General features: G+C 49.8%; 28 protein-coding genes. 8 read left to right on the top strand and 20 right to left on the bottom strand.

What is annotated here, in order from left to right; all coding sequences use genetic code 11:
- The 5 genes from ACTG33_RS08445 to ACTG33_RS08425 form a co-directional block, all read right to left on the bottom strand.
- On the bottom strand, positions 1 to 938 hold a 938-nt coding region (locus ACTG33_RS08445; RefSeq protein ID WP_439134765.1), incomplete at its 3' end, for a helix-turn-helix domain-containing protein.
- A 455-nt stretch (positions 939 to 1393) separates the two neighbouring features.
- A complete protein-coding gene (gene bcp / locus ACTG33_RS08440; RefSeq protein WP_439134764.1) occupies positions 1394 to 1870 on the bottom strand; it encodes a thioredoxin-dependent thiol peroxidase in 477 nt (158 codons plus the stop codon).
- 174 nt (positions 1871 to 2044) lie between these two features.
- The gene (locus ACTG33_RS08435) at positions 2045 to 2551 is read right to left on the bottom strand and encodes a DUF2244 domain-containing protein (RefSeq protein WP_439134763.1); all 507 of its coding nucleotides are present in this window, start codon (positions 2549 to 2551) and stop codon (positions 2045 to 2047) included.
- A gap of 182 nt (positions 2552 to 2733) precedes the next feature.
- Entirely contained in the window at positions 2734 to 3714 is a 981-nt protein-coding gene (locus ACTG33_RS08430) for a malate dehydrogenase (RefSeq protein ID WP_439134762.1), read from the bottom strand.
- A 149-nt stretch (positions 3715 to 3863) separates the two neighbouring features.
- Positions 3864 to 4499, bottom strand: coding sequence for a dUTP diphosphatase (locus tag ACTG33_RS08425; protein WP_439134761.1), 636 nt, complete (start codon positions 4497 to 4499; stop codon positions 3864 to 3866).
- A gap of 287 nt (positions 4500 to 4786) precedes the next feature.
- Here ACTG33_RS08425 and ACTG33_RS08420 point away from each other — a divergent pair, with 287 nt between their 5' ends.
- Positions 4787 to 5308 (top strand): phosphatase PAP2 family protein, encoded by a 522-nt coding sequence (locus ACTG33_RS08420; RefSeq protein ID WP_439134760.1) that lies wholly within the window; start codon positions 4787 to 4789, stop codon positions 5306 to 5308.
- A 36-nt stretch (positions 5309 to 5344) separates the two neighbouring features.
- Positions 5345 to 6451 carry an MJ1255/VC2487 family glycosyltransferase gene (locus ACTG33_RS08415; RefSeq protein ID WP_439134759.1) on the top strand — a complete coding sequence of 369 codons (1107 nt, stop codon included), beginning with the start codon at positions 5345 to 5347 and terminating at the stop codon, positions 6449 to 6451.
- A gap of 47 nt (positions 6452 to 6498) precedes the next feature.
- On the opposite strand, the gene ACTG33_RS08410 is transcribed toward ACTG33_RS08415, so the two are convergent.
- The 3 genes from ACTG33_RS08410 to ACTG33_RS08400 form a co-directional block, all read right to left on the bottom strand.
- Positions 6499 to 7272, bottom strand: coding sequence for a TatD family hydrolase (locus tag ACTG33_RS08410; RefSeq protein ID WP_439134758.1), 774 nt, complete (start codon positions 7270 to 7272; stop codon positions 6499 to 6501).
- Between the two features lie 147 nt (positions 7273 to 7419).
- Positions 7420 to 7773 (bottom strand): PilZ domain-containing protein, encoded by a 354-nt coding sequence (locus ACTG33_RS08405; protein ID WP_216097676.1) that lies wholly within the window; start codon positions 7771 to 7773, stop codon positions 7420 to 7422.
- A 34-nt stretch (positions 7774 to 7807) separates the two neighbouring features.
- On the bottom strand, positions 7808 to 8860 hold the full coding sequence (locus tag ACTG33_RS08400) for a DNA polymerase III subunit delta' (RefSeq protein ID WP_439134757.1): 1053 nt from the start codon (positions 8858 to 8860) through the stop codon (positions 7808 to 7810).
- Between the two features lie 132 nt (positions 8861 to 8992).
- Between ACTG33_RS08400 and ACTG33_RS08395 the strand changes: the two genes are divergently transcribed.
- Positions 8993 to 9622 carry a pseudouridine synthase gene (locus ACTG33_RS08395; protein ID WP_439134756.1) on the top strand — a complete coding sequence of 210 codons (630 nt, stop codon included), beginning with the start codon at positions 8993 to 8995 and terminating at the stop codon, positions 9620 to 9622.
- Positions 9623 to 9686: 64 nt separating this feature from the next.
- Here the strand turns inward: ACTG33_RS08395 and tmk are convergent, their stop codons facing one another.
- The 10 genes from tmk to ACTG33_RS08345 form a co-directional block, all read right to left on the bottom strand.
- On the bottom strand, positions 9687 to 10316 hold the full coding sequence (gene tmk / locus ACTG33_RS08390) for a dTMP kinase (RefSeq protein ID WP_439134766.1): 630 nt from the start codon (positions 10314 to 10316) through the stop codon (positions 9687 to 9689).
- A 62-nt stretch (positions 10317 to 10378) separates the two neighbouring features.
- Entirely contained in the window at positions 10379 to 11416 is a 1038-nt protein-coding gene (gene mltG / locus ACTG33_RS08385; protein WP_439134755.1) for an endolytic transglycosylase MltG, read from the bottom strand.
- On the bottom strand, positions 11413 to 12291 hold the full coding sequence (gene pabC / locus ACTG33_RS08380) for an aminodeoxychorismate lyase (protein ID WP_439134754.1): 879 nt from the start codon (positions 12289 to 12291) through the stop codon (positions 11413 to 11415). The genes mltG and pabC overlap by 4 nt, the downstream gene beginning before the upstream one ends.
- 58 nt (positions 12292 to 12349) lie before the next feature.
- Entirely contained in the window at positions 12350 to 13591 is a 1242-nt protein-coding gene (gene fabF, locus ACTG33_RS08375) for a beta-ketoacyl-ACP synthase II (protein ID WP_439134753.1), read from the bottom strand.
- A 319-nt stretch (positions 13592 to 13910) separates the two neighbouring features.
- Positions 13911 to 14147: an acyl carrier protein gene (gene acpP, locus ACTG33_RS08370; RefSeq protein WP_167183748.1), complete on the bottom strand. Its 237-nt coding sequence runs from the start codon at positions 14145 to 14147 to the stop codon at positions 13911 to 13913.
- Between the two features lie 183 nt (positions 14148 to 14330).
- Positions 14331 to 15074, bottom strand: a complete 744-nt coding sequence (fabG, locus tag ACTG33_RS08365) for a 3-oxoacyl-ACP reductase FabG (protein WP_439134752.1) — start codon at positions 15072 to 15074, stop codon at positions 14331 to 14333.
- Positions 15075 to 15156: 82 nt separating this feature from the next.
- A complete protein-coding gene (fabD, locus tag ACTG33_RS08360; protein ID WP_439134751.1) occupies positions 15157 to 16095 on the bottom strand; it encodes an ACP S-malonyltransferase in 939 nt (312 codons plus the stop codon).
- A gap of 119 nt (positions 16096 to 16214) precedes the next feature.
- Positions 16215 to 17207 carry a phosphate acyltransferase PlsX gene (gene plsX, locus ACTG33_RS08355; protein WP_439134750.1) on the bottom strand — a complete coding sequence of 331 codons (993 nt, stop codon included), beginning with the start codon at positions 17205 to 17207 and terminating at the stop codon, positions 16215 to 16217.
- Between the two features lie 15 nt (positions 17208 to 17222).
- A complete protein-coding gene (rpmF, locus tag ACTG33_RS08350; RefSeq protein WP_439134749.1) occupies positions 17223 to 17405 on the bottom strand; it encodes a 50S ribosomal protein L32 in 183 nt (60 codons plus the stop codon).
- A gap of 42 nt (positions 17406 to 17447) precedes the next feature.
- A complete protein-coding gene (locus ACTG33_RS08345) occupies positions 17448 to 17984 on the bottom strand; it encodes a YceD family protein (RefSeq protein WP_439134748.1) in 537 nt (178 codons plus the stop codon).
- Positions 17985 to 18110: 126 nt separating this feature from the next.
- On the opposite strand from ACTG33_RS08345, the gene ACTG33_RS08340 reads away from it, so the two are divergent.
- From ACTG33_RS08340 to ACTG33_RS08330, 3 genes are all read left to right on the top strand, one after another.
- Complete coding sequence (locus ACTG33_RS08340) at positions 18111 to 18695, top strand: Maf family protein (protein ID WP_439134747.1); 585 nt, start codon at positions 18111 to 18113, stop codon at positions 18693 to 18695.
- Between the two features lie 172 nt (positions 18696 to 18867).
- Positions 18868 to 19455 carry a hypothetical protein gene (locus ACTG33_RS08335; protein WP_439134746.1) on the top strand — a complete coding sequence of 196 codons (588 nt, stop codon included), beginning with the start codon at positions 18868 to 18870 and terminating at the stop codon, positions 19453 to 19455.
- Between the two features lie 149 nt (positions 19456 to 19604).
- Positions 19605 to 21962, top strand: a complete 2358-nt coding sequence (locus ACTG33_RS08330) for a fatty acid cis/trans isomerase (RefSeq protein WP_439134745.1) — start codon at positions 19605 to 19607, stop codon at positions 21960 to 21962.
- A gap of 261 nt (positions 21963 to 22223) precedes the next feature.
- Here ACTG33_RS08330 and pbpG read toward each other — a convergent pair whose 3' ends face one another.
- The gene (pbpG, locus tag ACTG33_RS08325; protein WP_439134744.1) at positions 22224 to 23129 is read right to left on the bottom strand and encodes a D-alanyl-D-alanine endopeptidase; all 906 of its coding nucleotides are present in this window, start codon (positions 23127 to 23129) and stop codon (positions 22224 to 22226) included.
- 151 nt (positions 23130 to 23280) lie between these two features.
- On the bottom strand, positions 23281 to 24291 hold the full coding sequence (gene rhuM / locus ACTG33_RS08320; RefSeq protein ID WP_439134743.1) for a RhuM family protein: 1011 nt from the start codon (positions 24289 to 24291) through the stop codon (positions 23281 to 23283).
- A 282-nt stretch (positions 24292 to 24573) separates the two neighbouring features.
- Between rhuM and folE the strand changes: the two genes are divergently transcribed.
- Positions 24574 to 25230, top strand: coding sequence for a GTP cyclohydrolase I FolE (folE, locus tag ACTG33_RS08315; RefSeq protein WP_439134742.1), 657 nt, complete (start codon positions 24574 to 24576; stop codon positions 25228 to 25230).
- 247 nt (positions 25231 to 25477) lie between these two features.
- A complete protein-coding gene (locus ACTG33_RS08310; protein ID WP_439134741.1) occupies positions 25478 to 25798 on the top strand; it encodes a GIY-YIG nuclease family protein in 321 nt (106 codons plus the stop codon).
- Positions 25799 to 26056 lie beyond the last annotated feature (258 nt).

Raw genomic sequence — 26056 nt, 5'->3', positions numbered from 1 at the left:
TTGGTAAAGCTGGTACGATCCGAGAAATCCAGAGAAGCAGAGATGCTATCAATGCTCATGGTTTGCTCGACAAGATAGGTGATCGCATGGTGAAAGCGCACCTGATCGCGTAATTGGGCAAAACTGATGTTCTGTTGTTGCAATCGTCTCTGCAAAGTTCTTTTAGAGAGATTCATTTCTTCTGCAATAAAGTCAATAGACAAGGAACACTTGCCAATCCTCTTTTGCAAAACGTCAACAACTCTTCCAGGTACCCCGTAAACTTCTGGTAAACGCGCAAGCTGGACATACTCTTCAAATGTTCTGACGCCTTCCGTAGCAAAGCCTGCACGTAGCTTTTCTTGATCGACGGGCTGAACCCGCTGAAGTTCTATCATTTTGGCCACTCCTTTTGCCATTAATTCGATTGTTTCAGTATCTTCATCTGTAAAACCACTTTTTTCTGTTGTTCCTCGCAGAAAGCAAAGAACCCCAAACAATTGGCCAGTTACAAAGACCGGGGCACATAAATATCCCCGAATGACGAACTCATTATAGGTCACGGTTTCAGAGTTCACAGAAGAATTACTCTGAAATGTGACCCTTTTTTGTTCAATAATCTCAGAACACCATGGTACTTCACTACTGACAGAGTCAAGATTGGCCAGTTTGTCGCCGCTGTGCGCCTCTACTACCGCCTCATCCTGTAAAAACCTCAACCGTAGCAGCAGAGCCTCGTCCGCATCAAACATGCGGCGTCCTGCCTCCAGATAAGCATTGCAATGTAATTGATAACTTTCATGCCTATCAGTTAACAGATCATGAAGACGACGCAAGCGACTAGCCAGGGTTTGCTGGTTGCCAGAATACCCTTTTGTTGGAGATTGATAGCCAGGGTGCTCATCAACGAGCATTTCAGTGTCATCTACCATAGTTGTCTTGCGTACCGTTGTTGTCATTACTTTTCATTAGGGCCTGAAACACGACTTTCCCGTATTAACAATGCAGTCATTGCGTGTAGGGCCAGGTAAGATCTCCCCCCAATGCCATGCTTCCATGAAACAGCTACCTACGCTTTAGGAGCGAATATCAGGATTGACAAAACTATTCGTTATAAAGCAAATAAACCAGCCAGATACGTGCCAAGCAGTGGCTTTAAGTGACAATACTTCACTAGCGTTAACGATTACGGATTAATGTGCTCATCCATTAACAATAAGGGATGAAGAGCATTAGAGTTTATGTGTCTAATCAGGCTCAAATTTAAGACCAAAGTGGGAACAGCAGGCGACCCAACAGCTCACAACTTGATCAACCTTCTGACGAAAATCAAAAGGTAAAAATCATAATTTGAACTGTCCATGCTTTCGTATTTTTTTTAAATAAGGACCTAAATGACAACCAAACCAGAGTGCTAGAGTTCCAGCTCGTTTAAGCGAGCCAAAAGGTCATCGTGATGTGATTTGGTTTTAAATTTATCCATAACGTCTTTCAAACGACCATCTTTACCGATGATAAAAGTCGTCCGGATCAACCCCATAAACTCTTTCCCCATGAACTTCTTCAAGCCCCAAACACCGTACTTATCTGCAATCGCATGGTCTTCGTCCGACAAAAGATCAAAGTTGAGTTCGTGCTTATCAATAAACTTCTGCAAACGTGGGTAAGGATCAGGGCTAACACCTAAAACTACAGTATCAAGTGCCTCCAACTCTTTTTGTGTATCCCTGATACCGCAAGCTTGTGTGGTACAGCCTGGAGTCATAGCCTTAGGGTAGAAATACAGTACGACATTCTTTTTGTCGCGAAAATCTTTAAGACTGACCTTTGTGCCATCTTGCTTCTGAAGAGTAAATGCCGGAGCCAAATTACCAATTTTTGGGTATGCCATGAAAAACCTTATCCTTAATTACTGCTGATAATAAATTTTCAGGGAGATGATTATATCGCCCCCAAGCTGAGAAATGTCTGTTTCATCTCAAACAGAGATGAAATGAGAAAGCTTTGATACGTATAAAAGCCTTTCGAGGCTTTTCTTCTTACTAAAGACTGCTGTCTCTCGGGATCAACATGCCAGAAAGCCCCACTGAATATGCTTTTTTGTTGGCAACCCTTGTTGATTTAGCTGGCCTAACAGAAGCTTCAAGTCCGTTTCATTGAGAAAGTCACCAATTTCAAGCAACCCCCCGTCACCACACAAGGTGACATGACGCAGCTCACTGCCCTCGTTCACACCTAACATGAGCGACAAGTGGGCTCTCTCAAACCACCAGACTTGCGAAAGCCGGCCAACTTGCTTGCGCACCGCCACACCTTTGCCACTGATCAGCAGCTCTTCACGGGCCTCACAGCGCAAGCGCACCCAATACAATGCCCCGCCAAGCAAAGCCGTTTCGGCAAAAATAAAGGGGATCACCAACCAGGCCCCCAGCATCAAAAAAACAAAACTGGTCAGCAATGCGGGCACGAAAATCCCAAACGTTAATACCGCTTGTATGTCTGCCGGCAGTGAATGATTGGGTTCAAGCAGCAGGCTTACCCGGTCTCCTTGATTGCGTCTGACAGTCACCATATGAACCTACCTTTCTGTCTATTCTGTTTACGATTAAAAGCCGCAACAGGTTCAACATAAGGCTAGCATTTGTCTCTGAGGCTCTATGGGACAAATCTGAATATAAACGGGGACCCTTAAAAATCAGACAAAAAAAAGCGCGGATTAAACCGCGCTCTTTTTGAAGCCTGAGTAAGACCGGATTATGGCAGCAACTCTGCTACTGCATCACGCTCTTCTTTCAGTTCTTGCTCAGTGGCTTGCATCTTGCTCTTGGAGAAATCGTTCAGCTCAATACCCTGAACAACTTCCCAGTCGCCGTTTTTGCAAACGCATGGGTAGCCGTAAATCAGACCTTTTTCGATACCGTATGAACCATCGGAGTAAACACCCATAGTGACGTAGTCACCTTCTGGAGTACCCAAAGCCCAGTCACGCATATGGAAGATGGCAGCGTTTGCAGCAGAAGCCGCAGAAGAAGCACCACGAGCTTTAATGATCGCTGCACCACGCTGCTGAACAGTCGGGATGAAGTCGTTTTCGTACCAAGCCTGATCGATCAGACCCATGGCATCCGCACCGTCAACCTTGGTGTTGTGGATATCTGGGTACTGAGTTGCTGAGTGGTTACCCCAAATAATAACGTTTTGAACGTCATTGATGGTTTTACCAGTTTTCTCAGCCAGCTGGCTCATGGCGCGATTGTGATCCAAACGCATCATGGCAGTGAATTGACGTGGGTCAATGTCCGGAGCGTTACGCTGAGCAATCAGAGCGTTGGTGTTGGCAGGGTTGCCGACAACCAGAACTTTAATATCACGTGAAGCGTGATCGTTGATCGCTTTACCCTGAACAGAGAAGATCGCGGCGTTTGCTTCCAGCAGATCTTTACGCTCCATACCAGGACCGCGAGGACGTGCACCAACCAACAGAGCGTAATCGGCATCTTTGAATGCTACATTGGGGTCATCGGTACAAACCAGGCCAGCCAACAGAGGGAATGCACAGTCGTCCAACTCCATGGCAACACCCTTCAGGGCATCCAGAGCTGGAGTAATTTCAAGCATTTGCAGGATTACAGGCTGATCTTTGCCCAGCATTTCGCCAGCGGCAATGCGGAACAACAGGGAGTAGCTGATTTGACCGGCTGCGCCAGTCACGGCAACACGTACGGGTGCTTTCACGATAAATCTCCGTTTACGCTCTATTTATGAAAGTGGAGACGAGCGTCGAAAAACGCCCATCAGGCGGTGGTGCATTATAGGGATTCATCAGAAAAATGCATCAAAAAGGTTAAACTAATGATAATTGATCTCATTAAACCCCTTCTCTGTTACGCAGTAGCGACCTGATACCTCTGGCTCAGTGCGTCATACAGATCGGTTTTAAAGCTGTCACTGGAGGCATCTAACTGCATGGAGGCTTCCACCAGATGCTCGTTATCTTCCTTGCCATTCCAGACTTTTACATAAGTACCCTCTTTATAGCCGTGATCCTGACGGAAAAAGTTGAGTACATTTTTGCCCACGTAGCCTTTGAACAGCATGTCGAAATTCATGTCGATGCCAGCCATCAAACGACCAAACTCTGTCACCGAGAAACTTTTACGATTCAGTACATCTGCGGCAAAACGCTCCAAATCAAGCCTGAAATCGGCTTCATCTGTTTCGATGATCAATTCTTGCTCAACCTGTGCGGTAATTTCATCCAGTGATGCGCCGGATTGCAGCAAAATACTCAAACCAAAGTGCCAGATATCGATCAACTCAAGCTGAACCTGCTCGACGTCCGGGGACTGTTTCTTCCACCACTTCCAGCCGTAATGATCCAGCAACTCACCACATTCAATCCAGATAGCCCGATACCAGGCAAAGTTCTGACTGCGCCAATCGGTGTTCACCTTGGTATTCATGCTGTCCTGCAGCTCCAGCATAGTCAGCAATTGTTGTTGAATAGATCCTGTTTGCATTCGTCCCCCGACGCATTTAATAAAACACAAGCTCACATATTAACAGGCATTATACCGCCGCCCCACTGCCTCGCACGTAAAAAAGCCGAAACCTCAGACACCACTGACACGAAACTGTCACCAAAACCTCATCTGTCTGTCACAACAGCTAAATAATCTAAAATCCATGAGGAATTACCTGAAGACAGACATAGAGCCACCCAGAGCCTGCTGCTACACAACCATAACAACAGGCGAGCGCCACGACCGTCAGGTGACGGTCAACTCTGATAGACGGGGTAACTGATATGAAACTGTTACAAAACCTCCATAATTACGATCTGGTCACCTTCGACTGGTGTCTGCGCCGCCGCCACTTGCAACAACTCACCCGAATGAGCCGCTGGGTATCCAGAACCGCTGATGGCCATCTATATATCATCGCCGCCCTCGCCCTTCTGCTGAGCCAGACTTACGATATTTTCACGCTGGTTCTCGCCGCTTTTGTCGTAGAACGGGGTTGTTACTTTGTCCTGAAATCTCAATTCCGTCGCAATCGGCCACCTCAGGCGATTCCCGGATTCCAGAGCGTGGTGCAGCCCAGCGACCAGTTTAGCTTTCCTTCCGGCCACACATCAGCTGCGTTTCTGGCCGCAACTCTGGCGTATTACTTACTGCCGGGCGTTGGCTGGATGCTGTACCCGTGGGCCTGCGCTGTAGGTATGTCGCGGGTGCTTCTGGGAGTCCATTTCCCCACTGACACAGTGGCCGGAGCCGTGCTGGGCTACAGCATTGCCACGCTAAGTTTCACCCTCTTGGCTGTCTCCTAGAGATGGCTTTTTTACATCACTGATTGCAGGAGCTTTATGAAGTTATTTTACGGTGTTCAGGGTACCGGTAACGGTCACATAAGCCGCGCCCGCGCGATGAACACCCATTTACAAGCCGCTAATGTAGATGTTCAGTACCTGTTTTCAGGCCGCGCCCGTGATGAATACTTCGATATGGCCCCTTTCGGCCAATGGGAGTGTCGTCAGGGGTTGAGCTTTGTCACTCATAAAGGCCAGATTCAAACTTTGGCCACTTTTCGACAAAATAATTTTACTCAGCTATATCGCGACATTCGTGAGCTGGATCTGAGCGGATACGATCTGGTCATCTGTGACTTTGAGCCCATTACCGCCTGGGCAGCCAAGCGGCAAGGCATCCCCTGCATCACCCTAGGACACCAATACGCCTTTATGCACGACGTGCCGATGGATGGCGATTCCTGGTTATCCAAAAAAATCATCCAGCATTTTGCACCCGGTCACCAACAGCTGGGGCTGCACTGGCATCATTTCGGTCAGCCGATTCTGCCTCCGATCATCGATTTGAGCATCACTCCGCCTAAAGATACGGCGGATCAAGTGCTGGTGTATCTGGGCTTCGAATCACCTGAAGTGGTCATCCCTCTGCTGAAACAATTTCCAGACACCCAGTTCGTGTATTACGGGAAATTTAAAGAGCCGAGAGAAGAGAACAATGTGTCTCTACGTCCACTGAGTCTGACGGGATTTAAAGAGGATCTGCATCGCTCATCCGGTGTCATCTGTAATGCCGGATTCGAGCTGGCCAGTGAGGCTTTGCATCTGGGCAAACGTCTTTTGGTGAAGCCTTTGCACGGACAAATGGAGCAGCTATCAAACGCTCTGGCATTGGAAGAACTGGATCTGGGCAGTCGCATGCAGCATTTGTCCAAAGACACCATCCGCCAGTGGCTCGATTCGCCTGCGTCGCCCCAATGCCACTATCCTGACGTTTCCAAAGCCATTGTTGACTGGCTAACAACTCCCGACAGAGAGCCCATTGAGTCGCTCTCTAAACGTTTGTGGCGGGAAACCAAACTGGTGGGTAGGACTCAGAACACGAGTCCTCAGAAGCAGTCAGCGAGCGCGTATGAGCACATCAGAGACGCGATGCCTGCAACCTGAACGCAAAACAAGCTTCAGCATCGCACTCTGAACGTATTCGTTAGAGATCACGCCTTGTAGAACAAGCGGTGGAAATTCTCTCCGGTGATCTCACACAGTTTTTCGTAACTGATGCCTTTGAGGTCGGCGACAAATTCAGCGACTTCACGGACGAAAGCCGGTTCATTGGGTTTTCCGCGGTACGGAACTGGCGCGAGATAAGGCGAATCGGTTTCAACCAACAATCTGTCCAGTGGCATTTTCCGCGCTACATCTCTCAGCTCTTCTGCATTTTTAAAGGTCACAATCCCAGACAGTGAGATGTAATAATTCATATCCATGGCAGCGGAAGCCATTTCCCAGCTTTCGGTAAAGCAATGCAGCACACCGGCGTACTCTTCACTACCATGCTCTTTAATCAGATCCAGAGTGTCCTGGCGGGCGTCACGCGTGTGGATAATGACCGGTAATTTGGCCGCACTGGCGGCGCGCAAATGCGTGGCAAAACTTTCCTGCTGTACAGCTTTGGTCTCATCGCTGTAGTAGTAATCCAGCCCAGTCTCACCTAAAGCCACAATTTTGGGATGCTCGGACCAGGCGACCAGCTGATCTTCGGTAGCCAATCCTGCGTCCACATCCAGAGGATGTACGCCCACGGAGGCGACCACATCAGGATGTGCTTCCGCCAGCTCAGTCACGACTTGACGATTATCCAGGCTAATACCCACGCACAGCATCTTCTCCACGCCGCGCTCTCGAGCGGCCTGTAAAGCAGCGTCCAGTTCGCCATCGTATTTGTTCAACTTGAGACGATCCAGGTGGCAATGGGAATCAACTAACATACAAACCTCTTACTTCACTAAAAATGACAACACTTCAACTTCAGCAATAAAAAAGGCCAGGAATTTCTGGCCTTTTTGCTATAGTTATTAATACCGTATTTTATTAATACCGTATTTTTATTACGGTTCCCCGCAGAGTCTTAAGCGCTACATGGTATGGGTCGGGCGATCTGACTCCAGCGAACCCGCCAGATAAGTTTCAATCTTGTTGGCAGCAGTATCGTCTTGATCACTGAACTGAACACCAACCCCAGCCGCCCTATTACCTTGAGCCCCTTTCGGAGTGACCCATACAACCTTGCCTGCCACGGGAATCTTTTCCGGCTCATCCATTAAGTTGAGCAACATAAAGACCTCATCGCCCAGGCTATAGCTCTTGTTGGTGGGTATGAACAAGCCACCATTTTGAACAAATGGCATATAAGCAGCGTACAGCACCGCTTTATCTTTAATGGTCAATGACAGGATACCGTTGCGGGCACCGCCTCCCAATCCCTGCATACATCCTCACTCAATCGATTATTCAGCCAAGTCGTTAAAGTAATCCATTCATCACTTGCTGTCTACTTTGCGCAACCTGAGAAGACTGACGGCACATGGCCTGCCAATCCATCATCAGCTCCTCCAGAAGCAACTGCTTGTTCGGGTTGGCACTGCTGAGCAACTGGCGCTTCACAGCCACCATTTTATCCCAAAAGCGGTACAAGATTGCACTGGGTATCGATCCGATCAGGGCCAACAGCTTGTCTTCATTGGGGTTGCCAACGGCAACACCCTCGGTCATCTGACGCTTCAGACCGTATTGAAGCCACTGCATCAACGACTCAATAACCGGCAGCGCCTCTCCTCGCTGAAGCTCTGCCGCCAGATCCAGTGCCGAACGGGAGTTGTCAGCCAGTGACAGCAGTCCAGTAGCCAGCGCCTGTCGCTGCTCAAGGGCGTCACCACTTAACAAATCTCGTGCCGCCAGAGGCGCACCACCGGCACAACTCAGCAAATAGGCGGGATCCTGCCCCACTGCCAGAGGCGTTAACCAGGTCAGACTTTCTTCGGTCGATGGCAGAGGAAATGCTATTTGCTGGCAACGGCTGCGGATCGTCGCCATAACCTGACTGGGCACATGAGACACCAGAATCAGAGAGCTGTTGCCTGATGGCTCCTCAAGGCCTTTCAGCAAGGCGTTGGCGGCATTCACATTCAGCGCCTCGACAGGCTCAATGACAGCCACCTTCTTGCCGCCTTGCTGTGCGGTTTTCGCCAAAAACTCGGTCAACCGACGCACCTGATCAATTTTGATGACCCGACTGGTGCCCTCAGGGCGCAAGACAAAAAAGTCCGGGTGGGTTTCTGCCTGATTCAGCTCACAGCCTTTACATCGACCACAGGCAACATGATTCACTGGTGACAGACACAACTGGTAATAACCCAATGCTTTGGCAAAATGGAATTTGCCAATGCCTTTGTGGCCGGTCAGCATCAAAGCATGAGGCAGTTTTTGATCCAGATGCTGCTGAGAGAGACGTTCCCAGAACGTCATCTGCCAGGCATAGGCGATGGCCAGGCTTTCGCGGCTGCCTTCATTGCTCATAAGGTGAATATCCAGTCAAAACTTATATCCAATTAAAACTAATAGCCGCAAAGCTTAACAACCTAAGGTGTTTTTTGCGATAATTTCCGCCCCCGCACCCCTGCGCCATCCCACAACAGCAGAAGCCACCACTTGACCATCCAACTCGCGCATCAAGACGATCACTTATTGATCGCACACAAGCCTCCCGGCCTGCTTACCGTTCCTGGACGCGGGCCAGACAAGCAGGATTGCCTGATCAACCGCTTGCTGCCTGACTTTCCCAACAGCCGGATTGTTCATCGATTGGATATGGCAACATCAGGACTGGTTATTATTGCCCAAAGCATGGCTGCCTTACAGGCTATGGGACGGCTGTTTGAGACCCGAAACATCCACAAAGAGTACATTGCGGTTGTCGATGGTTTGCTGGAGAAAGATGAGGGAGAAATTCGGTTACCGCTGATTTGTGACTGGCCCAATCGCCCCAAACAGATGGTCTGTCATGACACAGGCAAAAGCGCTCATACTCGTTACGAAGTCATAGAGCGAAACCATGAATCCCAACAGAGCCGTGTTAAATTATTGCCCGTCACCGGCCGCTCGCACCAACTGCGTGTTCATATGCAGGCGCTGGGACATCCCATTGTTGGCGATGAGTTTTATGCACCAGAAGAGATTCGAGCTGCCGCACCGCGACTGCTGCTGCACGCAACGCGATTGAGATTCCAACACCCATTTCACGATCGGGAGATGGACGTTATCTTGCAGCCTGAGTTTTAAATTTCGGGGCGATTGTTTAAGGCGACGCCAACTTAAGACGACACCAACTTAAGACGACACCAACTTAAGACGCCGCCAACAGGTTATCCAGGACTGACTTGATATCCCGCTGCACTCCCTCCAGCGACTGCCCCGCATCCACCACAGCGTAGCGCTGGGGATCAGAAGCAACCCGTTGTTGATAGCCAGCCCGCACACGCTGGAAAAACTCAACCGCTTCAGACTCAAAACGATCCAGTGATCCTCGCTCACCGGCTCTTGCCAAGCCGGTTTCCACATCAATATCCAGCACGACAGTGAGATCAGGACGCAAATCACCTTGCACCAACTCTTCCAACGCTTCAATAGTCGTCAGTGACAACCCTCTTCCCGCGCCCTGATAAGCGTAAGTCGCGTCGGTGAAGCGATCACACAACACCCACTCACCGCGCTTTAGAGCCGGCAAAATCACCTGATTTAAATGCTGAGCACGAGCTGCAAACACCAATAACAGCTCCGCTTGCTCGTCAACCTGCTCATCGCGCTTGGCCAGTAACAGCTCACGAACCTCTTCAGCCAGAGGAGTGCCTCCAGGCTCGCGAGTCACGCACAGGGGAATCCCCCTGGATTCGAGATATTCCTGAATGAACTGACGGTTGGTGGTTTTACCCACACCCTCTGTGCCTTCGAGAGTAATAAATTTTCCGGTTTCAATCGTCAAAAGTCATTCCTTATTGATAGGCCGTCGGTATCAACCACTGTGCCAGCATCGCACCACTAACGGACACTTGAACGGTAACTGGACGAGCGTTTCAGTTGGTACTCCCTCACCGCTTTTGTATGCTCTGCCAACGTCGCAGAGAATTGGTGAGTGCCATCGCCTTTTGCCACAAAATACAAGCTGTCGCCATCTGCTGGATGAAGTGCCGCATGGATCGCCTCTCGGCCCGGCAATGCGATCGGTGTCGGCGGCAACCCATTAATTGTATAGGTGTTATAGGGCGTTTTCTCCCGGAGATGTTTACGCCGAATATTGCCCTGATAATTACTGCCCATGCCATAGATCACAGTCGGATCGGTCTGCAGGCGCATCCCCTTCTCCAAGCGTCTCACAAAGACCCCTGCGATCTGAGCCCGCTCGTGTGGTGCTCCGGTTTCCTTCTCAACAATCGAAGCCATGATCAAAGCTTCGTAGGCAGATTCATACGGCAAGTTGTCTGCGCGAGATTCCCACTCTTCAGCAAGAACGTCTTGCATTCTTCGATAAGACTGCTGAATCAGATCCCAATCTGTGGTGTGCTTATTAAACACATAAGTATCCGGAAACAACCAGCCTTCAGGATTGCTTTGCGTAATACCGAGACGATCACGCACAGTCGCAACATCCTCACCGGTGAGTGTGGCCTGTAGATATTGGTGATGACCAATTAAAGTGAGCGCCTCAGCAAATGTAGTTCCTTCCACCAACGTCAGGGTTCGCTGTTTAACCCGCCCCTCGTGTAATTGCTGCAACAACTCCACCGGAGTCACTCTCGCAGGGAGCTCATATTCACCCAGCTTGATATTGGTCGACTTGGCAATTTTTGCATAGAGAACCAAAATGCGCGGATACTCCAAACCAATTTGTCCGCGCAAGCGATAAGCCACCCGTGACAATGAGTCGCCCGGTGACAAATCGAGAATTTGTTGTTGCTCAGGAATCTGTATCGGCGTGTGCAACCAACGCCACGCATACAAACCGGCAGCGAGACACAGACATATGCTCAAAAGAACCAATAGCCTGAACAACTTGGACGTTAACACTTTCGAGATCATGCACAAAACCGACTGGATTGGAGTGAATTCAGAAGTTGCTTAAGCCAATAACCCTCGGAAAATTTCACTTCGTAGTCTTCAGGGTTTGAACGGTCAAAAGACGGACCTTTTAATGATGCCACCGGAACAATGCCTCTGACACTGTTACTGCAGAACATCGCAGAAAAGCCGTTCAGCTCATCCACGGTAATGTCCTTAACATTGACCTTAACGCCCAATTCCGGAGCCAACTCCTCAAGAATAAAGCGACGCATCACGCCTTCTACTCCACAACGAGTTAACGCAGGAGTAAATAGCTCATCATCTCGCTCAAAAAAAACATTACTGCTGACGGCCTCAATCACAAACTGATCATCCAGAACCAGGCCATCCTCAAAACCGGCGTTCTGGCATTCCGCTTTCAACAATACGTTTTCCAAACGATTGAGATGCTTTATTCCTGCCAGTAAAGGATTTCGTGAGAGACGCTGCTGACACAAATACAGAGACATTGAAGGCCCTGCTTGGGGTGCCCCCGGATGAAGACTGCACACAATCGTTGGAATCAAAGATTTATCGATGGCATAACCTCTGCCACCAGCACCGCGAGTCACGATAATCTTCACAACACCATCTACCGTAGCATCATGGTGTTTGAGCAGCTCATCAACCCAGTGTTCGACTTGATGAACATCAACATCAATAGCCAAGCGCTGACAGCCGGCCAATAATCGATCGCGATGATATGGCCACAGAGGAATGGCGCTGTGCCGCACACGTAAGGTTTCAAAAACCCCATCGCCAAAGGCTAATCCGCGATCAGTAACGCTAACACCACCACCAAGGCGGCCATTGACGGACACGATGTCGGGAATTGTTGTATTTGAGGAAGACATGAACGACTTGAAATTCGAATGCCGACCTTAGAATTTTAAGGCCAGCACTCTCATTCAATCAGGTAAGCTTGCGAAAAAGCAAAGAACCGTTAGTACCGCCAAAGCCAAACGAATTGCTCAGAGCAGCATCGATGCTTCGCTCCTGGGCGGTATGCGGAACCAGATTAAGATCGCAGCCCTCGTCCGGGTTATCAAGGTTAATGGTTGGCGGAGCAACCTGATCACGAATAGCCAGCACACTAAAAATTGCTTCAACGCTACCCGCGGCCCCCAGAAGATGTCCAATCATAGACTTTGTGGAGCTCACCGCGACGTCACCCGCAGAATTACCCATGACAGATTTCACTGCCTTGCACTCTGCTAAATCGCCCGCTGGCGTGGAGGTGCCGTGTGCATTGATGTAATGGATACTGGACACATCAATCTTTGCATCGTTAATGGCGTTCTGCATGGACATCGCCGCCCCTTCGCCATTCTCCGGCGGAGAGGTCATGTGATAGGCATCACCACTCATGCCAAACCCAATCAGCTCGGCGTAGATTTTTGCACCACGCGCCTTTGCGGTCTCGTACTCTTCCAGCACCAGAACACCGGCACCATCACCCAGTACAAAACCGTCGCGGTCTTTGTCCCAGGGACGACTGGCCGCCTGAGGGTTGTCGTTACGAGTAGACAACGCTCGTGCAGCAGCAAACCCGCCCAGCCCAACAGGCGTACAGGCCATTTCTGCACCGCCGGCGATCATCGCGTCTGCCTCACCGTGCTGAATCATACGAGCAGCCAAACCAATATTGTGAGTCCCTGTCGTACAGGCAGTGACCACGGAGATATTCGGTCCTTTAAAGCCGTATTTGATACTCAGATTGCCCGCGATCATGTTGATGATGGCGCCCGGTACAAAAAACGGCGACATCCGGCGAGGGCCTTTGTTGTCGATAATGTGGGTGCCTTCTTCGATGGAGCCTATACCGCCGATACCAGCACCGATGGCGGCACCTATTCGAGGAGCATTCTCTTCGTTGATTTCCAGGCCGGAATCCTCGATCGCCTGAATACCGGCGACCATACCGTACTGAATAAAAGGATCCATTTTGCGGGCATCTTTGACCGGCAAATAAGGCTCGACATTAAAGTCTTTGACGGGGGCACTGAATTGAGTCGTGAATGCCGATGCATCGAACTTATCAATTGGGCGTGCGCCACTGCGACCCGCAAGGATCCCCTCCCAAGTGGAGGCGACATCGTTGCCTAATGGCGAAACCATCCCAAGACCTGTTACAACTACTCTACGACGCGACACATTGCCTCCTTAATCGGCTCCTTACTCTTCACTTCAGTGCTGTATTAACTGAAACTCGAAGAGCCCGACCACCACCCCAGTGACCGAAAACCTTAATATTCTGTTATTCATGACGCACACACAGACAGGGCGTATACGCACACGTTAATTATGCACACAAAGCACATGGTTTATGTACATAAAGATTTTTCAGGCGTACACAGAATTTGCGAAGTGCACACACAGAAAAGCCGCACTATCTTGCAATAGAACGGCTTTTCATGAAACGTTTCAGCTCTGACCGAAACGATTGGCTTTACGTGAAGCCTCCAACCGGAGATTAACCCAGGTTAGAATTTACGTAATCAATCGCCAGCTGAACAGTGGTGATTTTTTCAGCTTCTTCGTCAGGAATTTCAGTTTCGAATTCTTCTTCCAGAGCCATAACCAGCTCTACAGTATCCAGAGAGTCAGCGCCCAGATCTTCAACGAATGAGGCTTCGTTTTTTACTTCTTCTTCTTTAACACCCAGTTGCTCAGCAACGATCTTTTTTACGCGCTCTTCAATGCTGCTCATAGTGGTTTTCAACTCCTAATTGAAATAAATAGTTCGCAGTTGAGCCGTCCACTTATATCCAGATACGGCTCTTATAAGGGTACGATCAACACAAAGGCGCATTCTACATCGAAATACCCGTGTTGTAACGTATCCGGTTAAATTTCTTTGCCAATACGAGAAAAATCTCGCAAAAACAAAGAGTTATGACATATACATGCCGCCGTTAACGTGTAACGTATCGCCCGTAATATAGCTTCCGGCATCACTTGCCAAAAACCCTACCACTGCAGCAATTTCTTCAGGTTGTCCCAAACGCCCCAGGGCGATTTGTGACAACATCAATTCTTTTTGCTCTTCGCTTAATTCCTTGGTCATATCGGTATCGATAAAACCCGGTGCAACAGTATTCACTGTAATACCACGAGAGCCCACTTCTTTCGCCAGAGCGCGAGCGAAGCCCGCTACGCCAGCTTTGGTGGCAGCATAGTTAGACTGCCCCGCATTACCCATAGAGCCTACAACAGAACTGATGTTGATGATACGACCCCAGCGGGCCTTCATCATTCCGCGCAAACAGGCTTTGCTCAATCGATAGATGGCACTGAGATTGGTATTGATCACATCAAACCACTCATCTTCGCTCATGCGCATCAGCAGATTATCTTTGGTGATACCTGCATTATTAACCAAAATCTCGGGAGCACCAAATTCACTCTGAACATCTTTTAGCAGAGTGGCGACAGAATCAGCGTCGGTGACATTTAAAACCTTGCCGACACCCTTGATGCCCTTCTCAGCCAAACGCGCGGTGATTTTCTCCGCCCCTGACTCACTGGTAGCTGTACCGATGATTACGGCACCTTCGCTTCCCAGATGATCGGCAATCGCCGCCCCAATACCTCGGCTTGCACCGGTAACCAAAGTCACCTTCCCATTAATGCTCATAGATACCCTATTTAATTTAAGTATTCATTATCTGAAGCGGACCGGCTTTAAAGCCAGATCATACTCGTATTAGCCAGCTCGGTTAAGCCAGCTCAGCCAGCGCCTTATCCAGATCCGCAGGGGCTTCCGTCGAAAACGCTGCCAGACTCTTCTCAATACGACGACACAGGCCTGACAACACCTTACCAGCACCACACTCGACCAACTGAGTCACACCAGAAGATACCAGAGTCTGAGTGCAATCAACCCACAACACCGGGGTATAAATTTGCTCAATCATCAATTGCTTGATTTTCTCTGGATCGGTCTCGGTTTTGGCGTTCACATTATGAACAACAGGGACCGCAGGAGCAGAAAAAGCGGTGGCCATAATTTGCTCAGCCAGATTGTCAGCCGCAGGCTTCATTAAGGAGGTATGGAATGGAGCGCTGACAGGTAGCGGCATTGCCCTCTTGGCTCCCGCTTCCTTGCACCCTTCGATGGCTCGCTCAACAGCACCTGCATGCCCGGCAATCACGACCTGACCAGGAGAGTTATAGTTCACTGCGGCAACAACTTCATCACCTGCGGCTGCTTCACAAGCCGTATTGATGGCATCGTCATCCAGACCAATGATGGCAGCCATAGCCCCAACACCGGCAGGTACAGCTTGCTGCATATACTTGCCACGCAACTGAACCAATTTCACGGCATCTTCAAACGCTACTACACCAGAACACACCAGAGCAGACCATTCACCCAGGCTGTGACCAGCCATCAAAACGGGTTTTGCGCCACCTTTTTGCTCCCAGACACGCCACACAGCAACACTGGCTGTCAGCAACATGGGCTGAGTGCGTTCGGTTAGATTCAACTCTTCCTGAGGCCCGTTCTGAACCAACTGCCACAAATCATAGCCCAAGACCTCAGAAGCCTGCTTAAAGGTTTCTTCGACAACGGGATACAGCTCTGCCAATTCGGCCAACATGCCTACTTTCTGCGAGCCCTGCCCAGGAAACACAAACGCCAGTTGTTCACTCACACCAGAACCCTCTTCATTGAATATTTGTTCTTAAAATAGCTGTTCTTAAAAAAGCTGTTCTTAAAATATCTGATTGCCAGTGCTGGGCCGAACCACGACCAACACTGCTGATACATTCTTTATCTCTGATTTGTCGCCAGCAGAGTCTGGATTTTTTCAGGCGTTTTACGCGCTGCCTGATCTCGGGCCACTTCAAGCGCAAAACCAAAACCCTTGGCATCCACAGAGCCATGACTTTTGACCAAAACGCCCTGCAAACCAAGAAAGCTGGCGCCATTATAGCGGGCAGGGTCAATTTTTGTATGCCATTTTCGCAAAAAAGGACGGGCAAACTGGCCAAACAAGCGGCTTAGAAAGCCCCCCGCCACTCCACCCTTGAGATATGAGGCAACCAGACGGGCAACACCCTCGCTCACCTTAAGGGCGACATTCCCCACAAAACCGTCACACACAACCACATCCGCATGCCCCTCAAAAATCCCGTCACCCTCAACATAACCGATGTAGTTTAGATCCCGAGAGCCCTCCAACAAGGAAGAAGCCTCGCGAATCTGATCATTCCCTTTGATGTCCTCGGAGCCAATATTCAGCAACCCAACCTTAGGCTTCGCCACGCCAGCCGTCTCGGCCAGCACACTGCCCATCAAACCAAACTGGAGCAATTGCTCTGCAGTACAATCGACATTAGCACCGAGATCCAGCACATAGCAGACGCCGCGCTGGGTCGGCATCGCCTTACAGATCGCCGGACGATCGATTCCAGGAAAGGTTTTCAGCAGGAACTTACCCATCGCCATCAGTGCACCCGTATTACCGGCACTGACACAAGCGTGAGCTTCATGCGCTGCAACCAATTCAATAGCCTTCCACATGGAAGAATCTTGTTTGTGGCGCAAGGCCTGAGCGGGCTTATCATCCATCGTGACTACCTGCGTGGTAGTGATGGCACGGACATTTGAAGGTAAAGAGGAAGGAATTTCTGAGGCGTCGCCAACAAGGACAACGGACGCATCGGGATGCATCTGTGCGAAATTTAGTGCGGCAGGTAACGTAGAACGGGGACCTAAGTCCCCGCCCATGAGATCAACTGCAATCGTCAGCTGAGATAGCAAACGAATGGATCCGAATTAATCGTCGCTGCCAGTTTCTACGACTTTGCGGCCTTTGTAGAAGCCGTCAGCAGTCACGTTGTGACGCAGGTGCTTCTCACCGCTGGTTGGATCTACTGACAAAGTCGGTCCAGACAGAGCGTCATGTGAACGACGCATGCCACGTCTTGAACGGGTTTTCTTACTTTTTTGAACAGCCATCTTGTGCTCCTATTACTCAAAGTTCGCTGGAACCGGGGCGCCTCAGGATTTCGGCGAGCCCTTAAGTTGCTCCAACACTTGAAACGGGTTTTTGGTTGATTCGGTTTTCGCTTCAACCTCGTCTTCACCAAAACTGGTTTGCTCGATGCAGTCCTCGTCGTGATAGGACACCATCGGCAAATTCAGCAGTAATTCATCTTCGACAATCGTGTAGATATCGGCAGGCCCTTCAGGGAGGATCAGAGGATCCAACACTTTTGGAAGCTGCTTAGCCCGCTCTTCATCCCAGACAATTGCCAAATTAATATTGGCATCCAGAACAACTTCAACCGGCTCAAGACATCGCTGACAGGTCACTTTAAGGGCACAGTCGGCCCGGCCTGTAATGACGCGGTGTCTCTCTTCATCGACTCCGAACTCAAGCTCCACCTTAACCTCATCGCTGCTGTCGAGCGCAACTTCTGCCAGTCTGGACAGATCGGAAATGGATACAAAACCATTCAGATCCAACCCTTGCTGAGCAAATTTCCGCGGGTCAACATGACGCGGCAAACGAGTATTTGAGGGGGTACTTGACATAAGCGCGCAATTCTAGGGAGTCCACCGCCTGCTGTCAAAGAAAAATCCACACTTAAGCCTATGAATTTACACAAAAACCCCGTCAAATCATTAAAATGACAGGCCTTCCAATCAAAAGGATTCATCATGCGTCCAATTGTACTTGCATCCAGTTCTAAATATCGGCGACAACTCCTTGAAAAACTTGGACTTTCCTTCGTTACTGCCTCCCCTGAGGTTGACGAAAGCCAACATCCACAAGAATCCCCTCAGGAATTAGCCCAAAGACTCTCAAAATCAAAAGCCCAGGCTCTGGCAGAACGATTCCCAGCTCATTTGATCATCGGCTCAGATCAGGTGGCCGAAGTCGATGGCACTCCCCTTGGCAAACCTCTCACTCATGACGCCGCCATCCATCAGCTGTCACAAGCCAGCGGAAAGCTCCTGAAGTTTCACACCGGCCTCGCATTATTAAACAGCGCCACCGGCCACTGCCAATATTCCTGCTCCACTTATGAAGTGCAATTCCGAACACTGAGCCACCAACAAATAGACGCTTACCTCAAAAAGGAAGAACCCTATGACTGTGCTGGCAGCTTCAAATCTGAAGGCCTCGGCATCGCACTGTTCGAATACATACGTGGCGACGACCCCAACAGCCTGGTTGGTTTGCCCTTGATAGAATTGACCAAGCTTCTATTGAATGAAGGAATCGATGTACTGGATTCGTGAACATTTAAAGTCGCAGGATTTTTCTACAGCAAGATTTTTCTACAGATAGATTAAAAAAGCCTTCATAGAAAAATCGCAGCAGTGCTTGGTCAACGACAGCCTTTTCAGTAGAATTCCCGCCCCGCTTCCCAGCGATGATTCACTGAACAGCTTTCAGGCAAAAAAATACGTCATGTCCAAGCCTCTGACCAATAATGAAATACAGGTTCTCCAGGAAAATCTCGATCTCTTTGGCTCACCACTGAATGACGCTGACACACAAACTTCAAAAACCAAAAGACAGACGAACAGCAAAGCCCGAAAGCCTAACCGTGCAAAGCAGACAACCAGTCACGTCGAGCCAGCCACAACAGACATGCTGGTAGAGATTGAAAAAGCAACGCCAATCCCAGACGCGAAAGCAGATTACTCCCTCATTAAGTATCTGGCCATTCGCGCCACAAGCGGTAGCGCTGCCAAAGAACGCCTTGAAAATCAGGGAGCGCAAGTCATTAACTACGCGCTTGAAAAAAGGGACCCGGCCCTGAGAAACATATCAGATGCTCTACTCAATCTTGGTCTGGAGTATCGACTCGACAACCAAACCATCCACTGGGTACTGATAGAAGACAACCTCACCACAGAAGAACACCGGGCTTGCAGCCACACCGAAATCGCCTTCTATGCAGACTGGTTTACCGAAGAGAAAAACCGAATCCGACAGCTTCGCGGCACGGCATACCTCGACGCCTGCTCACTCATTGCACAAAAGCTGCTGTAGATTAGGAAAACAGTCTCCACCACACCATCTGCAGCCTCTCCATTCATATTGATTCTGTTGATCAGAACCTGTGCCTTAATTCTAAAACTCTCTATACTGACGACTGTAAAGAGCATCCTCTAGAATTTAGCGGTAACAGAGAGTCCGGCATGCCCCAAAAGTCTTTTTTCATCACCTGCTTTATCATCATACTGGCCAGCTGCGCAGCGATATCTGGGGCAAACCTCGACGAACTGTACGGTAAAAGCCACCCCAAAGAGCGCCTGGTTGAGAATGACAGTGAATGGGGTGAACGCTACAACAGCAATATTAAGCCAATCATCGAACACCGCTGCACAGTTTGCCATGGATGCTACGACGCACCCTGCCAGCTCAAAATGTCATCCACAGCCGGTCTCGAACGGGGCGCCAGCAAAGAGTTGGTTTATGATGGACTGCGTCTAACCAGCAGCACACCCAGCCGCTTATTTATTGACCACCTCACGGTGGACGAATGGCGAGAAGTGGGTTTTTACCCGGCTTTAAATGAACGCACCCAAACCCCAGAGGCCAATCTCGAAGGCAGCCTCATCTACAAAATGCTGGATTTGAAGAACAAGAATCCCATTCCTTCAGAAGGGCTCTTACCAGAAGACATTACCGTTAACATCGACCGAGAATACTCCTGCCCTAAAATTGAAGAGTTCGACACCTTTAAAGCAGAACATCCCAACTGGGGCATGCCTTACGGACTACCCGCCTTATCCGGTGCAGAACAACACAAAATCAATTATTGGCTTTCCCAAGGCGCACCCTTGCCTGAAGAGCCACCCCTTACCCCAGATTTGCAACAAAAAGTAGAAGAGTGGGAAGCCTATTTCAATCAGGACTCACTCAAAGGCCAACTGACAAACCGCTATATTTATGAACACCTGTTTTTAGCGGCTCTCTACTTTGATGAGATATCAACCGATACCTTTTTTAAACTGGTACGTTCATCCACACCGACCGGCGTCCCTATCCAGATCATTCCTTCACGACGTCCCTATGATGCACCGGGAGTGGATCGCGTCTACTACCGTTTACAAAAAAGCACCACCACTCCGCTTGCGAAAACCCACATGCCTTATGCACTCAATCAAGAACGTAAGGAAAAGTGGGACAGCTGGTTTTACACCGACGACTACACGGTCACCTCACTCCCCTCATACCATTCGGAGGTCAGTGGCAATCCGTTTAAGGCCTTTGAACAGCTACCAACCCAATCCCGCTACCGGTTTATGCTGGATGAAGCGGAATTCACCATCATGGGCTTCATTAAAGGGCCTGTATGCCGAGGGCAAGTCGCCCTAAACGTGATTAATGATCAGTTCTGGGTTTTCTTTACCGACCCCGAACTCATTGACCCGGATGAATCCAACAACTTCCTGGCGGAACAAAGCGCCCATCTGAGGATTCCTACAGAAGCAGGGAGTACATTACTGCCGATAACCAAATGGATGAAATACTCATCCCTTCACCAGGATTATCTCAACGCCCAGCACGAAGCGAAAAAAAGCTTCTATAAAAAGAACCAAATTGCCCTAGACGAGAAAACGGTCTGGGACGGTGACGGCTCCAATGACAACGCAGCCCTGACGGTCTTTCGTCATATCGACAGCGCCAGCGTGGTCAAAGGACTCGTAGGCGACGAGCCCAAAACGGCGTGGATCATCAACTATCCGATACTGGAAAGAATCCACTATCTGTTGGTCGCCGGCTTTGATGTCTATGGTAATGTCGGACATCAACTGATTACACGTCTGTATATGGACTTCCTACGCATGGAAGGTGAAATGAACTTCCTGACCCTGCTGCCCCCTGACGCGCAAAAGCGTTACTGGGAAGACTGGTATCAAGGCGCCGACAGTAAATCCAGAGACTTTGTCGAGCAGAGTAGCAGCGCGTATTTTGATGCAAGCCGAATCTCCTTTAAAACCGACAACCCCAAAACAGAACTGTTAGATTTACTCAAACAGCGACTGGAGCCAGTGCTCGTCACCTCTCACGCTCTGGAAGAATCGACCCTCAACGCTGAATCAAAAACGGCTCTCGAAGAATTGACCACCATTACCGGTAAATCCGCCAACCTGTTGCCACAGGTCGTATTTTTGAGCGTTGAAGATCAAGAAGGTGACACCCACCTGTTTACCGTCCTTCATAACAATGCCCACACCAATATCACCAGCTTATTGCAAGAGCAGTCCAACCGAGTACCCGCCAAAGATTCTGTGACCGTCACCAAAGGCTTCATTGGCGCGTACCCTGGAGCTTTCTGGCATGTGACTCAAAATCAACTGCCCCTACTGGTGCGAGACGTAAAAACGTTAGCCAACCAGGAAGACTACCATCAATTTATGGAACGCTACGGCATTCGTCGTACCAGTCCTGACTTTTGGCAACACAGCGATAAACTTCACGCGCTAGACCAACAGCAGCACCCTATCAACTACGGTTTATTCGACTTGAACCGACTTGAAAATCGTTAATCCCATCTAGCACGCGTTTATTCTATTTCAAGCCCCCCCACTACCCGACCTGAAATCCTCAGGTCGGCGCATGATTGCGCCGGTGGATAACATCAGCTAGACATCAAACAAGACAGACAAAAGATCGGATAGATACAGCAGAAAAGATAGATAGAACGAAAAGATAAATAGATAGAGAAGATCAATATAACGGTCTGCATAAATACCGGGCACCACACTGCCGGTATTTATGCTTTCGTTAAATATATTCTTTCGTTAAATTTATTCTTCGAGAGCCAGCAACTTGGCATCTTTCGAGCGCAGCGCAGCTTTTGGTACCGGCCCGCCGACACCGGTTTCGACCCAGCGCCGTACCCGCCCCGCATCACCAATGTGACTTAATTTGCCAAAGGCATCCAAAAATACCAAACCCAATGGCTGCCCCTGAAACTTAGCGAGCATCACCAAACAATGTCCCGCATCGTCCAGATAACCGGTCTTGGTCAATTGAATGTCCCAGTGGCTTTTTCTCACCAGAGGATTGGTGTTATAGAACGCCAGCGGATACCGTGGCTTACGAAAGAACGCATCCTTCTTCGGGGCCGTACTCAACTCTGTCAGCACCGGATAATCACGCGCAGCCAATAACAACTTACCCAGATCCCGCGCGGTGGACACATTGTCCGATGACAACCCCGTTGGCTCGACAAAGCGCGTTCGCTCCATCCCCAGACTGACCGCCTTGGCATTCATCGCCGCCACAAAGGCTATCATTCCACCCGGATGGTGATACCCCAAACTGCTGGCGATCCGGTTTTCCGACGACATTAACGCAAGCTGTATCATGCGCTTGCGACTGATCATGCTGCCAATACGCACTCGGGAAAACACGTTAACCATTGACGGATTATCCGCAATCTCAACACTCAGTAATTCATTCAGCGGCTGCTTTGAATCCAACACCACCATCGCCGTCATCAGCTTCGTAATAGAAGCAATCGGCAACACCAGATCTGCGTGGCTCGAATACAGTTCCTTGCCATTCTCCGCATCAAGCACCAACCCACTCATCGAAGCCAACTGCAAACGGGCTGGATCGAGCCTATTCACCCCATCCTCTGCCGCCAGCGAACCCGTCCACAGACCGACGCCCAATGCGAAAACACCCAACCAATACCCAATACGCATGCGAAATCCCAGCCTACAGCACGTTAACCTTAAATTTATTAGGGAATTATAGCATTTAGACGCCACTAATCGGGAGGGTGCCCAAGCCTGCGGGACAAACCCGTTCTATTAACCATGCACTGGCAACCCTCCAGTGAGCATGACTATCCGGTCAGACCTCATCAAGACTGAGCATATTCATAATCAGTCGAATCAGCGTCTCTTTCTGCTTTGGGTCAGATTCTGCCACCAACAGCGTCAGAGCTGCCAGTCCAGTGTCATTAATAATGGGATGGCCTTCCTCACTGAACAAACGACCGTTGACATGCAAAAAATCCACAAACAGAAATGCCCCGCTGCGTTTATTACCATCAGTGAAGGGGTGATTCTTCACCACAAAATACAACAAATGCGCGGCTTTACTTTCTACTGTGGGATAGGCCGGATCGCCAAACACCGTCTGATCCAAGTTGCCGAAAATCCCCACCAGCCCGGTATCACGCACCAACGCAAACAGTTTCGTGGCCTCCCCACGCTCAATCAACTGATGCTTCAGTTCTCCCAGTGCAGCCATAGCCTCCACCGGATTGCGCAACCGCCCGCCACTTTCGCCATTGGGCTCTTCCAGCAACCCCTCGTCATAGCGCTGCAACCACAGGAAGGTTTGGGTATAGCGAGAGACGATATCCACCAGCCCCCGCCCCTCTGAGCCCGACAGCTCGGGGCTTTGAGCGGCTTTTTGAATCAACGCCAGGGCCTGTTTCAGCTCATGTGCGTTTTTATCGAAGCGGGTATAGTTGAGAGTGTAACCCTGCACCAGATACTCTTTTAAGCGTTGGGTCGCCCAAATACGGAACTGCACCCCCCGCTTGGAGTTCACTCGATACCCAACGGAGATAATCGCGTCCAGATTGTAGTGTTTCAGGTTACGGCGCACTTGCCTTTTCCCTTCCTGACGAACTACTAAGAAATCCTTAGCAGTTGCCGGTTCGTCTAATTCGCCGTCTTTATAAATATTTCGCAGATGCATCAACACGTTTTCCGGGGTGGTGTCGAACACCTCTCCCATCTGCCGCTGTGTAAGCCAAACAGTATCAGCCTCCAACTTGACCTCAATCTCAGTCTGACCATCCTCGGTCTGGTAGATTTCGATCTGATTATTATTCTGCCCTTTTGTGCTCATACCGCCTCCTTGCGATGGTGATTAACCCCTTAATAGATGTGCTATGACCGGCGCCCGCCAATCGTCCATTAAGTGACTTATCGACCATGACACCGCGGCCAATTATAAATCGCCTCCTAATCGTTCCGCTTCGAACGTTCGACTGAAATATCCAATGCCCAGAGCATTAAATGTATTAGCGACAGTGATCCAAAACCGATATCGCGCCGTAAACTTTCACACGATTCCGGAATCGATATCGCCCGCAGGGGAACAGATCGTTAACCTTTTAGATGAGTAACCATGATGACGACAGCAGAAATCAGCCGTGATGCGCAAGTGGTGAAAGACGCGCTCATAGAACACAACCTGGAAACCCCACTGGTCGACAACGGCCTCTCCAGTGAAGAGAAATACGAGCGTATCAAAGGGTTGATGGCAGAAGTGGTTGGCACCTTAGGGCTGGACTTAACCGATGACAGCTTGACCGAAACCCCACACCGCATAGCCAAGATGTATGTGAGTGAAATCTTCTCCGGCCTTGATTATCAACAGTTCCCGAAACTGTCACTGATCGACAACAAAATGGGCGCAGACGAAATGGTCAAAGTGCGCAACATCAACCTAACCAGCACCTGTGAACATCACTTCGTCGTCATTGATGGCTTAGCCAAAGTGGCCTACATCCCGGCAGGTAAAATACTCGGCCTATCCAAAATCAACCGAATCGTGCAGTTCTTTGCCCAACGACCGCAAGTGCAAGAACGCCTGACCCGGCAGATCTTAATTGCCCTGCAAACCCTACTGGAAACCGACGACGTCGCCGTCAGCATTGATGCCAGTCACTATTGTGTTAAAGCCAGAGGTGTTCGGGACAGTAACTCACAAACCAGCACGACCGCGCTTGGCGGATGTTTTCGGGATAATATTCATACCCGGGCGGAGTTTTTGAGTCCTTGAGATTGGAATGAAGACGACTCTAACCAGACCCGCTTATCCCAAGTGCTGATGTCGAAGTATCCCACCCAACCCGTTCGCCCTGAGCCTGTCGAAGGGCCATACCACCCAAATCCCGTTCACCCTGAATACTGAGCCTGTCGAAGCATCGAAGGGCCATACCACCCAAACCCGATGAACCTAAAGCTTGAACCCGCAAAAGGATCAAAGCACACTCACAACAATGGACAAAATTCTCTAAGGACAGAGTATGAGCTTCTGGGTTTATATCTTGAAATGCGCTGACAACAGTTACTACACAGGACACACAGACAACCTCGAACAACGGTTACACCAGCATCACTCCCGACAAATTCCTACCTGCTATACAGCGAGGCGACTTCCCCTCGAACTGATGTTCAGCCAATCTTTTACAACACGGGAAGAAGCGCTTGAAACTGAAAGGCAAATTAAAGGCTGGAGCAGACAGAAAAAGGAAGCCATGATGCGTGGTGATTGGGAGGCAGTATCCCGACTTGCGGAGAATGCCGAAGTATCGAAGGGCCATACCCACAAACCCCGTTCGCCCTAAGTGCTGAGCCTGTCGAAGTCTCGAAAGACCAGGCACCACCAAACCCCGTTCGCCCTGAGCCCGTCGAAGGGCCATACCACCCAACCCCGCTCACCCTGAGCCTGTCGAAGGGCCATACCACCCAATCCCCGCTCGCCCTAAGTGCTGAGCCTGTCGAAGCATCGAAGGGCCACACCACCAAACCCCGTTCGCCCTGAGCCCGTCGAAGGGCCATACCACCCAACCCCGCTCACCCTGCCCCTGTCAAAATGGATCCTG

Source organism: Pseudomaricurvus sp. (assembly GCF_965662505.1).
Taxonomy (GTDB): Bacteria; Pseudomonadota; Gammaproteobacteria; order Pseudomonadales; family Cellvibrionaceae; genus Pseudomaricurvus.
Note: the sequence above shows the minus strand (reverse complement) of the source record. Positions and strands in the feature narration are given on the sequence as shown.

Excerpts from the sequence above, each read along its gene's own strand:
- bcp (WP_439134764.1), bottom strand. The coding sequence starts at position 1,870 with ATGGCATACCCAAAAATTGGTAATTTGGCTCCGGCATTTACTCTTCAG.
- ACTG33_RS08435 (WP_439134763.1), bottom strand. The coding sequence starts at position 2,551 with ATGGTGACTGTCAGACGCAATCAAGGAGACCGGGTAAGCCTGCTGCTT.
- ACTG33_RS08425 (WP_439134761.1), bottom strand. The coding sequence starts at position 4,499 with ATGCAAACAGGATCTATTCAACAACAATTGCTGACTATGCTGGAGCTG.
- ACTG33_RS08420 (WP_439134760.1), top strand. The coding sequence starts at position 4,787 with ATGAAACTGTTACAAAACCTCCATAATTACGATCTGGTCACCTTCGAC.
- ACTG33_RS08415 (WP_439134759.1), top strand. The coding sequence starts at position 5,345 with ATGAAGTTATTTTACGGTGTTCAGGGTACCGGTAACGGTCACATAAGC.
- ACTG33_RS08410 (WP_439134758.1), bottom strand. The coding sequence starts at position 7,272 with ATGTTAGTTGATTCCCATTGCCACCTGGATCGTCTCAAGTTGAACAAA.
- ACTG33_RS08405 (WP_216097676.1), bottom strand. The coding sequence starts at position 7,773 with ATGCAGGGATTGGGAGGCGGTGCCCGCAACGGTATCCTGTCATTGACC.
- ACTG33_RS08400 (WP_439134757.1), bottom strand. The coding sequence starts at position 8,860 with ATGAGCAATGAAGGCAGCCGCGAAAGCCTGGCCATCGCCTATGCCTGG.
- mltG (WP_439134755.1), bottom strand. The coding sequence starts at position 11,416 with ATGATCTCGAAAGTGTTAACGTCCAAGTTGTTCAGGCTATTGGTTCTT.
- pabC (WP_439134754.1), bottom strand. The coding sequence starts at position 12,291 with ATGTCTTCCTCAAATACAACAATTCCCGACATCGTGTCCGTCAATGGC.
- acpP (WP_167183748.1), bottom strand. The coding sequence starts at position 14,147 with ATGAGCAGCATTGAAGAGCGCGTAAAAAAGATCGTTGCTGAGCAACTG.
- fabG (WP_439134752.1), bottom strand. The coding sequence starts at position 15,074 with ATGAGCATTAATGGGAAGGTGACTTTGGTTACCGGTGCAAGCCGAGGT.
- rpmF (WP_439134749.1), bottom strand. The coding sequence starts at position 17,405 with ATGGCTGTTCAAAAAAGTAAGAAAACCCGTTCAAGACGTGGCATGCGT.
- ACTG33_RS08345 (WP_439134748.1), bottom strand. The coding sequence starts at position 17,984 with ATGTCAAGTACCCCCTCAAATACTCGTTTGCCGCGTCATGTTGACCCG.
- ACTG33_RS08340 (WP_439134747.1), top strand. The coding sequence starts at position 18,111 with ATGCGTCCAATTGTACTTGCATCCAGTTCTAAATATCGGCGACAACTC.
- ACTG33_RS08335 (WP_439134746.1), top strand. The coding sequence starts at position 18,868 with ATGTCCAAGCCTCTGACCAATAATGAAATACAGGTTCTCCAGGAAAAT.
- ACTG33_RS08330 (WP_439134745.1), top strand. The coding sequence starts at position 19,605 with ATGCCCCAAAAGTCTTTTTTCATCACCTGCTTTATCATCATACTGGCC.
- pbpG (WP_439134744.1), bottom strand. The coding sequence starts at position 23,129 with ATGCGTATTGGGTATTGGTTGGGTGTTTTCGCATTGGGCGTCGGTCTG.
- rhuM (WP_439134743.1), bottom strand. The coding sequence starts at position 24,291 with ATGAGCACAAAAGGGCAGAATAATAATCAGATCGAAATCTACCAGACC.
- folE (WP_439134742.1), top strand. The coding sequence starts at position 24,574 with ATGATGACGACAGCAGAAATCAGCCGTGATGCGCAAGTGGTGAAAGAC.
- ACTG33_RS08310 (WP_439134741.1), top strand. The coding sequence starts at position 25,478 with ATGAGCTTCTGGGTTTATATCTTGAAATGCGCTGACAACAGTTACTAC.